At 41.3% G+C, this 12,028-nt stretch carries 16 protein-coding genes; 12 read left to right on the forward strand and 4 right to left on the reverse strand.

The annotated features are described in order from the left end of the window. Position 1: 1 nt before the first annotated feature. Both Ga0466249_RS10285 and Ga0466249_RS10290 read right to left on the reverse strand, forming a co-directional pair. The gene (locus Ga0466249_RS10285) at positions 2-754 is read right to left on the reverse strand and encodes a DUF4363 family protein (RefSeq protein WP_215829365.1); all 753 of its coding nucleotides are present in this window, start codon (positions 752-754) and stop codon (positions 2-4) included. A gap of 114 nt (positions 755-868) precedes the next feature. After that, positions 869-1,558, reverse strand: coding sequence for a zinc dependent phospholipase C family protein (locus tag Ga0466249_RS10290; protein ID WP_215829366.1), 690 nt, complete (start codon positions 1,556-1,558; stop codon positions 869-871). A 235-nt stretch (positions 1,559-1,793) separates the two neighbouring features. Between Ga0466249_RS10290 and Ga0466249_RS10295 the strand changes: the two genes are divergently transcribed. From Ga0466249_RS10295 to ytfJ, 6 genes are all read left to right on the forward strand, one after another. After that, a complete protein-coding gene (locus Ga0466249_RS10295; RefSeq protein ID WP_215829367.1) occupies positions 1,794-2,414 on the forward strand; it encodes a site-2 protease family protein in 621 nt (206 codons plus the stop codon). Between the two features lie 16 nt (positions 2,415-2,430). Continuing rightward, positions 2,431-3,420 carry a tryptophan--tRNA ligase gene (gene trpS / locus Ga0466249_RS10300; protein WP_215829368.1) on the forward strand — a complete coding sequence of 330 codons (990 nt, stop codon included), beginning with the start codon at positions 2,431-2,433 and terminating at the stop codon, positions 3,418-3,420. A 4-nt stretch (positions 3,421-3,424) separates the two neighbouring features. Next, complete coding sequence (locus tag Ga0466249_RS10305) at positions 3,425-4,129, forward strand: segregation and condensation protein A (RefSeq protein WP_215829369.1); 705 nt, start codon at positions 3,425-3,427, stop codon at positions 4,127-4,129. 4 nt (positions 4,130-4,133) lie between these two features. Further along, positions 4,134-4,661: an SMC-Scp complex subunit ScpB gene (gene scpB, locus Ga0466249_RS10310; protein ID WP_215829370.1), complete on the forward strand. Its 528-nt coding sequence runs from the start codon at positions 4,134-4,136 to the stop codon at positions 4,659-4,661. A gap of 84 nt (positions 4,662-4,745) precedes the next feature. Further along, positions 4,746-5,411 (forward strand): DUF2953 domain-containing protein, encoded by a 666-nt coding sequence (locus Ga0466249_RS10315; protein WP_215829371.1) that lies wholly within the window; start codon positions 4,746-4,748, stop codon positions 5,409-5,411. Further along, a complete protein-coding gene (gene ytfJ / locus Ga0466249_RS10320; protein WP_215829372.1) occupies positions 5,404-5,847 on the forward strand; it encodes a GerW family sporulation protein in 444 nt (147 codons plus the stop codon). The genes Ga0466249_RS10315 and ytfJ overlap by 8 nt, the downstream gene beginning before the upstream one ends. Positions 5,848-5,918: 71 nt before the next feature. Here the strand turns inward: ytfJ and Ga0466249_RS10325 are convergent, their stop codons facing one another. Then, a complete protein-coding gene (locus Ga0466249_RS10325) occupies positions 5,919-6,107 on the reverse strand; it encodes a rubrerythrin family protein (RefSeq protein ID WP_215829373.1) in 189 nt (62 codons plus the stop codon). 134 nt (positions 6,108-6,241) lie between these two features. Here Ga0466249_RS10325 and Ga0466249_RS10330 point away from each other — a divergent pair, with 134 nt between their 5' ends. From Ga0466249_RS10330 to Ga0466249_RS10345, 4 genes are all read left to right on the forward strand, one after another. Next, entirely contained in the window at positions 6,242-7,387 is a 1,146-nt protein-coding gene (locus Ga0466249_RS10330) for a D-alanyl-D-alanine carboxypeptidase family protein (protein ID WP_215829374.1), read from the forward strand. Positions 7,388-7,455: 68 nt separating this feature from the next. Continuing rightward, positions 7,456-8,049: a nucleoside recognition domain-containing protein gene (locus Ga0466249_RS10335; protein WP_215829375.1), complete on the forward strand. Its 594-nt coding sequence runs from the start codon at positions 7,456-7,458 to the stop codon at positions 8,047-8,049. Positions 8,050-8,053: 4 nt separating this feature from the next. Next, entirely contained in the window at positions 8,054-8,587 is a 534-nt protein-coding gene (locus tag Ga0466249_RS10340; protein WP_246588620.1) for a spore maturation protein, read from the forward strand. Positions 8,588-8,697: 110 nt separating this feature from the next. Next, positions 8,698-9,744, forward strand: a complete 1,047-nt coding sequence (locus Ga0466249_RS10345) for an FAD-dependent oxidoreductase (RefSeq protein WP_215829376.1) — start codon at positions 8,698-8,700, stop codon at positions 9,742-9,744. 20 nt (positions 9,745-9,764) lie between these two features. On the opposite strand, the gene Ga0466249_RS10350 is transcribed toward Ga0466249_RS10345, so the two are convergent. Further along, positions 9,765-11,012, reverse strand: coding sequence for a recombinase family protein (locus tag Ga0466249_RS10350; RefSeq protein WP_215829377.1), 1,248 nt, complete (start codon positions 11,010-11,012; stop codon positions 9,765-9,767). Between the two features lie 513 nt (positions 11,013-11,525). On the opposite strand from Ga0466249_RS10350, the gene Ga0466249_RS10355 reads away from it, so the two are divergent. Both Ga0466249_RS10355 and Ga0466249_RS10360 read left to right on the forward strand, forming a co-directional pair. Continuing rightward, positions 11,526-11,684 (forward strand): aspartyl-phosphate phosphatase Spo0E family protein, encoded by a 159-nt coding sequence (locus Ga0466249_RS10355; protein WP_312889751.1) that lies wholly within the window; start codon positions 11,526-11,528, stop codon positions 11,682-11,684. Between the two features lie 102 nt (positions 11,685-11,786). Then, positions 11,787-12,014, forward strand: a complete 228-nt coding sequence (locus tag Ga0466249_RS10360) for a hypothetical protein (RefSeq protein WP_215829378.1) — start codon at positions 11,787-11,789, stop codon at positions 12,012-12,014. Positions 12,015-12,028 lie beyond the last annotated feature (14 nt).

A 12,028-nucleotide genomic window follows, 5' to 3' on the forward strand; every position in this document is an offset into this window, starting at 1 on the left:
ATCATTGCTGCTTGTTCTTATAAAATTCACGAATGGCGCCTAGGCTTTCATTCAAAATTTTCAGTTGCCCCTCACTGGCTCCTTGATTTTCACTTGTTACAGCATCTCTTAAAGATTTGATTGTCCCATGAGCTTTGGTAATTTCACTGAGTATGCCGATTTGTTCCATGGAAGGTTTGGCTTGTTCCCATGTTCCTTCGAGTTCTTTGACTTTTGCGGCAGCCTTAGACCAGTCTTTATCATGTACGTAATAACTGACATTGCGGGCTGCATTCCCGACAAGTAAAATATCGGTGAGAGGAGAAAGCTTGTACGATTTTGCTATGTCACTGACGCCTACTAAAAATTGATTTAATGCTTCGTATGCGCCAGGCAGTTTTTGCTTTTCTACAGCATCAGCCAATTTCTGGATGGCTTCATTTGCTTCTTTTAGGCCTTTTTTATCGCCTACTTGTAGTTTCGATTCTTCCCAGGTCTGGCGAAGAGATTGCAATTGATTGGCGGCTTGCTCCCAGTTTTTGTTGCGCAGGCTTTCAAAAATGGTACCTGACAATGTTTCAAGATCGTAGAGTTTAGCAGGTGGTCGATCAAATTGCTGAAAAAAAGGCGGATTGCTTTTTGCTTCCTCGCCAGATCCGGTTGGACCAATTTCTGGTTTAAGTTGGGGTTGAAAGAGAGTACAGCCGAGCGGGGAAATCATCATTCCGAGTGCAAGTAAGACAGCAGCAGTTTGCCGCCAAGGTGACATGACCATCTAAATCGCTTCCCTTCTGTAGTTTGCGGATACTATTAGGCTGTTCTCATTGGGACGAACTTATTCCGCAAAAACAACAGCTTTCTTAGCGAAAGCTGTTGTCTTAAGCAACTTTTAAAAAAGCTGCTTGTTCGTAAACCAGTGTAATAAGCCTGCTGTGCTGTACTCGGCGAGGGGAAGGAGAAGACGTGTTGTTTCATGGTAATTTGTTAGATTTTTTTTGTTGACAAGGTGGATACATTCTGCCGATACAAGGGCATTGGAAAAAAATAGTTGAAAAGGTTTTTTAAAGTGTTTTTCTAGCGAGTCAGGCATGATAAAATAATTCATAAAATTTTGTTCAACCCAATTTTCATATTCCTTATGTCCGTTAAATAGCCATCCTGTACTATGATGAGGAACGCACATATCCTGTAATAAATGAGCGGCTGCACCAAGGTAAAAGATGGCATCCTCTATATTTCCCATTTTGTTTTTTTCTGTTGCCTTGTTTATATAATGAATAAAATCACAGGCGGCACTGGCAAAGCCGTAAATGCCTTTTTTTGTTGCGGGATTAAAAAAGTGGCTAATATTTTTATAACCGGAGTCAGCCCAAGAAACACCAGCTTGAAGACTGCGAAGATGAGGTGAAATGAAGCTTACCTCTTGATGATAGCCAAGCTGTGCGAGCATATTTAGAGCGGTTTCGTTAATAAACCAATGAGTCGGACAGAGCACTTTAGTAGATAAGGGACGAGCACATAGGAAGAGTATTTTTGCTCCATAGGCAAGTGGCGATTGTCGTTGTAAAGGTTTTATCATGACGGGTAGATCCCTCCTCGTAGGGCCATGCGCAATGCTTTATTCCCGTGCTGTTTCTTACATTATAAGACAAAATTTTGGGCCTTGTGAAAAATTCAGTTTAATAATTTGTTAAGAAATGACGCAGACTTCATGACAATATCATCAGAATTCTGGCGAAGTTGTTCCTGTTATGGAACTTCTGTGCTAAAATAGATGAGTAATCCATTTCTTTATTGCTTAAGGAGGACAATTTGTGTTTGGTTTTGATAGTGACATGATTTTTCGTATTCCGGCTTTACTTATTGCGCTGACAATTCATGAATATGCCCATGCGCGTGTGGCTGTAGCATTTGGTGATCCCACACCACGAATTTTGGGAAGGTTAACATTGAATCCGCTAGCTCATCTTGATCCACTGGGACTTATTATGCTGTGGATTTTTCGATTTGGCTGGGCCAAGCCTGTTCCAGTAAATCCGAATAATTTTACGAATCATAAAAACGGCATGATTGGTGTGTCACTTGCGGGACCTTTTGCCAATATCTTGGTGGCATTTACTGTTGCGATACTTTTTGCCGTATTGGTGAAGCTCGATTTACTCAACAATTTTACTGCTAAAATTCTTTCTTTTACTTATATGTATAATGTTGTTTTTGCAATTTTCAATTTGATACCATTGCCACCACTAGATGGATCCAAGGTGCTCATGGCTGTACTGCCTGGCCGTCAATCCGATTGGTTGGAACGTATTGAGCCTTATGCACCCTTTATTTTGATGGGTCTTATTTATATTGGCGCTATTGGTGTAATTATTAATCCGCTTGAACGGGGCTTGTCCTTTATTATTCAGGGAATAGTCTCGATTCTTATCTAACTTGGGAGGTTTTACAATGAGCAAAGGCCGTATTTTTAGCGGTATGCAGCCATCAGGCAAATTTCATCTTGGCAATTATTTAGGAGCATTAGAGAATTGGATCAAATTACAGCAAGAATATGAATGTTTTTTTAGCATCGTAGACTTACATGCATTGACTTCTTCTTATGAAGATACGAGTAAGTTGCCAGAAAACATTTATAATATGGCGTTAGACTGGTTAAGCGCCGGTTTGGACCCCGAAAAAAATGTTGTTTTCATTCAATCCCATGTGAAGGAGCATGCAGAGCTACATTTACTACTCTCCATGATGACCCCTCTTTCCTGGCTTGAGCGCGTTCCTATTTATAAGGATAAAATTCAGCAGGTAAGTCTGCAAGGTAAAGACCTGAATACTTATGGCTTCTTGGGTTATCCTGAGCTTATGACAGCAGACATTATTCTTTATAAGGCCGATACCGTTCCTGTGGGAGAGGATCAACTTCCCCATTTAGAGCTTAGTCGTGAGATTGTTCGGAGGTTTAATTATCTCTATCGTCCTATTTTCCCAGAGCCTGAGGCCAGTCTCACGAAGGCGTCTATTTTGCCTGGTATTGATGGTAGAAAAATGAGTAAATCCTATGGCAATGATATTAGCTTTTCTGCTACACCTGATGAAATTCGGTCTAGAGTCAAGTTAATGGTAACGGATCCTCAGCGCGTGAAACGGACGGACCCCGGACATCCTGAAGTATGTACAGCCTATAAATTTCATCAGTTTTTCTCGAAAAGTGAGTTGTCGGAAATTGAACAGAAGTGTCGTCAGGCTGAAATCGGTTGCGTTGACTGTAAAAAAAGGTTAGCCGAAAATCTTGTGACAGCTTTGTCTGAGGTTCATGCACGGCGGCAAACATTTGAAAGTTCACCGCAAAAAGTCAGAGACATTCTTGCCTTTGGTGCAGAACGAGCGAGAAAGGTTGCATCTGCAACAATGGAAGAAGTTCGCGATGCCATGCATTTGAGCTGAGCCGATGAGTTATAAGGTCAGATTGGAAGTTTTCGAAGGTCCACTGGCGCTTTTAATGCACTTAATCGAAAAAAACCAGATTGATATTTACGATATCCCCATTGCCGATATTACGCAGCAATATTTAACTTATATTGAGGCCTGGAATGAATTTAATATGGATATAGCCAGTGAGTTTCTCCTCATGGCTGCGACGCTGCTACAAATAAAATCGCGCATGTTGCTTCCAAAGCCGCCGCGGATTGAGGAAAATGAAGAAGAGGAAGACCCGAGGCTTGAACTTGTGAATCGACTGATTGAATATCGCCGATTTAAACAAATCACTGCTGTTTTGCAAGAAATGAGTCAAGTGCGTGAACTTTTTCATACCCGTGATCCGCAGGAATTTCCTGTTCGCTATCCATTGCTGAAAGGCCTTAACGCCGATCAATTGATACAAGCTTTTTTAGCTGTATGGGAAAGTAAGGTAGATAAGTTTACTCTGGTCAATCGCGATGAAGTCGATGTGAAAGATAAGATTCTTGATATTGTTCATCTATTGGCGCATAATCAGGGAAAAATTGAATTTACGTCAACTTTTATTCGGTCTGGCAGTAAGCAGGAAGTTGTGGCGGCTTTCTTAGCCATTCTGGAGCTACTTCGTTTAAAACGGCTTGTTATTGAGCAACAGGAGCCTTTTGGGCCAATATATCTCATGGCAAAGGAGTAAGAACGTGTTCTATGATCATCTGAAGGGACCCCTTGAGGCACTCTTATTTGCTAGTGGTGATCCTGTTCCGGCGAATAAGCTTGCTGAAATTCTTTGTGTTGATGAAGAAAATATTTTGCAATTGATTACACAAATGCGCGCTGCCATGGAACCTGTTCAGAGAGGGTTGACCATTGTTGAAGTGGCTGGCGGCTATCAGTTGTGTACGAAAGCTCAGTTTTCAGATGTTATTGACCAACTGGGCTGTGTTCAAGATGCAAAGCTTACTACGGCGGCGATGGAAACACTATCCATTATTGCTTTTCGCCAACCTGTAACTCGCCAGGAAATTGAACAGATCCGTGGTGTAAATGTCGATAAAATTGTCAATCAGCTTGTTGAACGTCGACTAGTGAAGGAAATGGGACGGAAGGAAACAGCAGGAAGACCGATCTTATATGGGACGACAGAAGAATTTTTACAGTGTTTTGGTTTAAATACCATCCAGGATCTACCAGACGTTTCTCAATTTGTCATAGAGTCACAGACTTAAAAAGCAGCATGCCTTTTGGCATGCTGCTTTTGTATAATTAGACATATTTTGGATATACTAGGCAATAAGTAGCGAGGTGTTGGCATGATCTTATTCCTTGCTTTCCTTGGCTTGTTTGTTAGTGTCGTGATTGCTGCGTCTTGCACGACCTTTTATATTGCTTTCGATTATCACTGGCAGGATGCTAATGACAAATTGACAGTGACTATTTACAGTAAAGGAAAGTTGTTTTTTTATCAACGCACCTTATCCGTCATTCAATGGGTGCAAAAAGAGTGGTTGAAGCGTGAAGCAAGCATGAAAAAAGCGGATAGTAGGCAATTTATAAAAGTCGAAAGAAAGTCATCAAGACATTTTTTTAGACGTCTTATCCGTCATCCTCGTTTAGGTTTAGCGGGGCTCCGTAAAACGCATCGTCTTTTTTATTATTACCGGCACGTCGTACAGTCATTTATGACAGCTTTCTGTTGTGAAAAATTTTATTGGAAGACGCAGTTTAGTACATCTGATGCGGCTATGACTGGAATTGCAAGTGGGCTGCTTTGGAGTGTCAAGGCCTGTTTATTATCTCAGCTCATGAAAAATGTTCGTTTTGCCGTTTGTCCGGCGATTCAAGTCAGCCCTACTTTTAGGCAACCGGAGTTTAAAACAGAATTTCAGTGTATATTCAGTTTTAAACTGGGTAATGTTATGAATGCTTTTTTATTTATTGTGAAAAATGTAAAGAAGGGGGTTACGATAGGTGGCTGAACATCCAATTCAAGGATTAATGAAAACAGCAATGGAGAGTATCAAGGAAATGGTTGATGTGAATACCATTGTGGGTGATGCTGTTGAAACGGTGGATGGTACGGTGATTATTCCGATTTCCAGAGTAACTTTTGGTTTTGCTGCAGGTGGTGGTGATTATGAGCCGGAAGAAAAGCTGCAAAGCGACGCACTTCATTCATTTGGCGGCGGCAGTGGTGCTGGTGTGAGTGTAAAACCAGTAGGTTTTTTAGTGTGCTCATCTACGAGCGGCATTCGTTTTTTGCAAGTCGATGGGAAAATGCTTTGCGATCGTGTTGTCGATCTTGTGCCGCAAGTGTTAGATAAAATACAAGAAATGTTGAGCCATAAAAAGCCTGCTTCTGCTGATTCGCATGAATCGATAGCAGATGACAGTGAATTTGAGTCGTATAAGTGAAGAGATTCCAGTAATCAAAAACATAAGGCCGCACATAATTGTGCGGCCTTACACATAGAATGTTCTAGAAGCTATTTGAGTTTATCTAGCTGTTCTTTAATGTCTGCTGCGGCATAACCTTCTTGTTCAGCAAAATCACGGTACATTTCAGAAACACTATGGTCTGTTATCTGCTTGGCGTAAGTTTGATAGTCTCGTACAAGTTCTTGTTTTTGTGTCAATGTCGTTCGAAGAGCTGTTTTAACATCTAATGTTTCCATTTTTTCACCTCCCTTATTATTATTTCCGTTGTCACTTCTAAACATGTATGATGACAAGAAATTTTTGACGTTTTTGCAAAATGTAGTTATAATATGAAAGTATGACACTGTTGCTAAGAGAAAGGATTTGAACAATGAGATCAAAAGCGATAACTTTTATTGCTGCGGTTTTATTTATAGTAACGCCAGCGGCGATGGGTGCTACAGCACCGCTCGATGTAACAGCAAAATCAGCTATTGTGATTGAAGCAGCTACAGGAAAAGTATTATATGAAAAGAATGCCAATGATAGACGTTATCCAGCGAGCACAACAAAGATTATGACTCTTATTACTGCGCTGGAAATGGGTAATATGAATGATGTAGTAACAGCAAGCAAAGCCGCATCGACAACAGAAGGATCCTCCTTATGGTTGACAGAGGGCGAATCTCTATCCATGCTTGATATGCTGTATGGCATTATGCTTGTTTCAGGTAACGATGCCACAGTTGCTGTTGCTGAACATCTTGCGGGTTCGGTACCCGCCTTTGCTCAGCTTATGACGGATAAGGCTCAGGCGATTGGCGCTAATCATACCCATTTTACAAATTCCAGTGGGCTTCCTGATGTTAACCATTATACTACAGCAGCAGATATGGCGAAGATTACTGCTTACGGTTATCAGCTGCCGCTCTTTGCTACGATTGTTTCTACGAAAGAAAAGATTATGCCTTGGCAAGGACAACAGCATCCTCGCGATTTATTTAATGAAAACCGAATGCTCTGGCTTTATGACGGGGCTAATGGCGCAAAAACAGGTTATACAGAAGATGCGGGGCGCTGTCTAGTCTCGGCTGCCAAGCGTGATGGTGTACAGCTTATTGCTGTTGTATTTGACAGTGAGCGTATGTGGGATGATTCTATTGCCATGCTCAACTATAGCTTTAAGCAGATCCATTCGCAGCCGATTATTCAGCAGGGGGATATTTTGAAAACTGTAAAAGTTGTAGATGGCAAAGACAAGGCTGTCCTGCCTCTTTATGCACAAGATGGCGTCGTCATTCCAGTATCAGGTGATGATGAAGGGGATTTTACAACTGTGGTGGATGTGCCTGACAAAGTCAATGCTCCGATTGAGGAAGGTCAAACAGTAGGACAGGTAAAAGTGCTTTACCAAAATAAAGAAGTAGGAAGTACTAATTTGGTTGCTCATGATTCTGTTGAAAAAAAATCTCTCTTTAAGTCGCTATGGAGTTCTGTACAGTCCCTTGTTTCCTATATGTTACGCAATTTTGCTTAGCTTTTAAGCTAGGCTTTTTTGTTCTAGTTTGAACGAGTCCTTCATAGTTTCATACAGAGGTGAAGGGCGTGATTAATGCCATTTGGTTTTTGTTAATTGCCTGCGGTATTTGTTATGCAGGGTGGCAGGGCAATATTGAAGTGGTTACGAGCAGCGCCATTAGTGGTGCTGAAGCGGCTGTTACGTTAGCTTTTAAACTGATCGGTGTTATGTGTTTATGGCTGGGCATGATGAAAGTGGCTGAGGCAGCTGGTATTGTACGTGCTTTTTCAAAAGCCTTGTCTCCCTTTATTTGTCGGCTCTTTCCGACAGTTCCGAAGAATCATCCGGCTTTAGGTGCTATTGTCATGATGATGAGTGCCAACATGTTTGGCTTGGGTAATGCTGTCACGCCTCTTGGGATCAAGGCCATGCAGGAATTACAGAAATTGAATCCTCATAAAAAAACGGCCTCTGCTGATATGTGTACGTTACTTGCCATTTGTACAACAGGCTTTACCATTGTTCCTGCTACGATTATTGCCATCCGTTCGGCCGCTGGTTCGGAAAGTCCGGCTGAAATTGTCGGCATTACTTTACTTGTCAGTTTGACGGCTACTGTAAGTACCTTGACGATTGACCGCCTTATTCGCCTGTTTGGGCAGAGTGGCTCGAGGAGGTAGCGTCATGGTGCGTATGCTTGAAATGCTTTCTGTTTGGATTATTCCGCTGCTATTATTTGCTATTCCACTCATTGGTCTATTGCGTCGAGTGAAAATCTATGAAGCCTTTGCCGAAGGGGCTGCCGAAGGATTTCAGACGGCTATTCGTATTATGCCCTACCTTGTAGCCATGATGGTTGCGATTAACATTTTTCGATCATCTGGTGCCATGGATGCTTTAGCAAATTTTTTATCGCCAGTCTGTGATCAGCTTGGCATTCCCCAGGACATTGTGCCTCTTGCCATAATGAGGCCGCTATCTGGCAGTGGTTCACTTGGGCTCACGACGGAAATTATTCATACCTTTGGACCGGATTCTTTTATTGGTAAATTGGCTTCAGTGATTATTGGGAGTACAGATACGACTTTTTATATTTTAACCGTTTATTTTGGGGCAGTGGGCATTGTAAACCCCAGGTATTCGCTTTTTGTAGGATTGTGTGGCGATTTAATTGGTTTGTTTGCGTCAATATATATATGTCAAAGCGTGTTTAATTAAATCAAAAGGCCAATGATAGCAACAGTTATCATTGGCCTTTTACATTTTGTAGCATACTAGCAATTGGTGAATACACTGTAATGTGCTAAGCGAAGAATGGAGGGGAGTCTATGATTAAAGTAGTTGTTATCGGTGGTGGCTGGGCAGGCTGCGCTGCTGCACTTGCGGCAGCAAAAGCAGGAGCCAATGTTGTTTTGCTGGAAAGAACGGACATGCTGCTTGGAACGGGCTTGGTTGGCGGTATTTTTCGTAATAACGGCAGGTATACAGCTGCTGAGGAAGCGATTGCCATGGGAGGCGGCGATTTATTTGCTACCATGGATGCAAATGCTCGTCATCACAATATTCGCTTTCCAGGCCATGAACATGCTTCACTTTATGATGTAGCCACCATTGAGCCGGCGATTAAAAAAGTTTTGCAGGACTATGGTATTGACATTCATAGCAAGGCGCGGGTGACAGATGTGCAAAAACACGGCAAGAAAATGATCAGTGTGACTGTGAATAACAAGGAAATATTTCTCGGCGATGTTTTTGTTGATGCCACCGGCTCTGCTGGTCCTATGGGAAATTGTTTAACTTATGGCAATGGTTGTGCCATGTGTATTTTGCGTTGTCCTACATTTGGTCCGCGTGTGAGTGTTACTCATAAATGTGAAATTAAAGAAATTTATCCAATCAAGGCAGATGGAACCTACGGTGCGATGAGTGGTTCTTGTAAGTTAAATAAGGAATCGCTGAGTTCAGCGCTTCGTGAGAAACTTGACAAGGAGGGTGTTGTTGTTCTTCCTTTACCTGAAAAAATCAGAAAAAAAGGCATACTGGGAAAAAAAGCCTGCTCACAATATGCCTTAGCTGCTTTTGCCGAAAATTTAGTGCTGCTTGATACGGGCCATGCTAAAATGATGACACCCTTTTTTCCGTTAGCTGATTTGCGGACTATTCCTGGCTTGGAACAAGCAAGATATGAAGACCCTTATGCAGGCGGTGAGGGAAATTCCATGCGTTATCTGGGAATTGCACCGAATAATAATATTTTGCAAGTTACAGGGATGGATAATTTGTTCTGTGCTGGTGAAAAAAGCGGTTTGCTTGTCGGTCATACTGAAGCGATTGTTACTGGACTTTTAAGCGGACATAATGCAGTAGGGTTATAAACAAAGTGATATGCACAGGGTCAAGAATCAATAAAATCTATTTCAATATGATTATCTTGGAAGATGCGGACCCTTTGAATAAGATTGTGTAAGATGCCTTGTTTTTCAATCGGTGTTGCTTCTTGCCAAATTTCAGGAAAAAATTTTATCATTTCCAGGATTTCTTTATTGGAAATACCTCTTTCTTGCGCTATTTTATCACATAATTGCGGTTTGAAACAAAATTGCAGGAGTGATTTTATAACATGATTTTCAATGATTGAGGCACGTTTATGCCCGCAGGGGCAATGGGCGACCTTTCTCATTTCCTTGTTGCCATCAACGGAATAACAAACATAGTAGGCATTTCGAGCCGACAAGTCTTGTCGGCTTTTGTTAATTTTTTTGTAACGGACTCTAGCTCCGCATTCACCGCAGTAAATGATGCCTGTTAACAAATTGTCACTTGTTTTGGGCCGTCTATTTGCAGTTACTATTTTTTTGTTGTTGCGCAATTGTTGGAGTACTTCCCATTGCTGAAGCGAAATAAGGGGCGGATGTTTTCCCTGATAGAAAATACCGCTATGTTCAATATAGCCAGCATAAAAGGCATTATTCAGTAGACAGCGGATGGTTCCTCGTTCCCATTGTGTCGCTGTTCGAGGCGGAGGAATTTTTTGTTCGTTTAATTCTGTTGCAATGACTTGATAACCTTTTAGTTCTTTCAAATAATCATTGAAAATTCTCCGGACAACAGTTGCTTCATCAGTCATGACAGCGATGGTTTTCTCAATGGGGTCATAGTGGTAGCCATAGGCAATGGGGCCGCCAAGATAACGGCCTTGTTTAGCTGCTTCCTGCTTGGCAATGCGGATGCGCTCAACAATTGTTTCGCGTTCTAATTGTGCAAATACAGCCATCATGCCGATGGCGGCCTTGCCAAAGGGGGTGGTAGTATCAAATGGCTCTGTGACAGATTTAAAACCAATCTTGTTTTTGTCTAGAACATCTTCAAGTAAATAAAGTACATCGCGTTGTTTGCGTGAGAGCCGATCAAGCTTTAAAACGACGACAGCTTGTAGTTTTTTGCCTTCACAATCGCTAATTAATCGTTGGATGGCGGGTCGATGTAGATTTTTGCCTGAATAGCCATCATCGGAATAAAAATCATAAATGTCCCAGTTTTGTGAGTGACAGTAAGCAAGAAGCCGAGATTTTTGCGCGGCAAGAGATAGACCGTGTTCGACTTGTTCTTCTGTGCTTACACGTAAATAAGCGCCTGCCAACATGACAAAGGCCCCCTTTGTTCCCTAAAGTTCGGATCCCTCATATACTATGTCAGTTGCTGCTAAATTATAGTAAAAAATGTACTTAGCAAGTGTACAATCTGATGATTCATATAGTGAAAGGGGGAGGGATGGGAAGTGAGCCAGGTAGGGGCACTTCGGATTATGTGGGATATTGCAGTTCGGATTGCCGAGCAACGTCGTAAAGCGATTCGGACGCAGGCGGGTTTAGATAAGCAGCAAAAAGTAAATCAGTAGGCACTGAGATTTCTATTTTAGTCCTAGCATACATAAAATGTTAAGTTTTCGATAAATAAAAAGGAATTTTAACCTGCTATACCGTATATGCTACTATATAATAAACAAAATATAGTATATACTACTATGCGCTTTAACTGGTACAGATTATGCTGTTATATAACTAACGTGTTATATTAACTAGCGAAAATTCTTCTCGTAATATACATACATTTGTCTGTTAGGTTCGAAATAATAACGGCAAAGGAGATGTTATGAGTGAGTGTTTCAGTAACACGTGGAAAGTTAGAAAGATTACGGAAGAAAATGCATGAAGAGGCGTTAAAAAAAGGAATTTCACACAAAGATGTTTTGCGAATGAGTCAGTTACTTGACAAAAAACTCAATGAATTACACAAGCTGGATTCGTTACAATAACAGAGCCGAAAGGCTCTGTTATTATTCTAATGAATGAGTTTAGGCTTTTTTTCTCGTTTCGTTTATCAAATGGTGTCATACGCAGTAAGGTATTGCCTTGATATGCAATATCTTGAATTATCGAGAGATACAGCTATAGGCGATTTTATTGCTTATATTCATGAACAAATGGCAACAGCAGAGGGTAGAACTTATCGTTATTCTTTTTCTGGTTCCCTCTTTTTTACACGTATGAAGGAAAGAAATCTTTATTCGACGAATAACCAGGAAATTATTGAGCGTATATCGCGATCGGGTTTGGCGGAAATTTATCATACGTGTTTAGTATAGGAGGGGAGTAAGGA

Origin of the sequence: Pelorhabdus rhamnosifermentans (assembly GCF_018835585.1) — a bacterium.
In the GTDB taxonomy this organism is placed as follows: Bacteria; Bacillota; Negativicutes; order UMGS1260; family UMGS1260; genus Pelorhabdus; species Pelorhabdus rhamnosifermentans.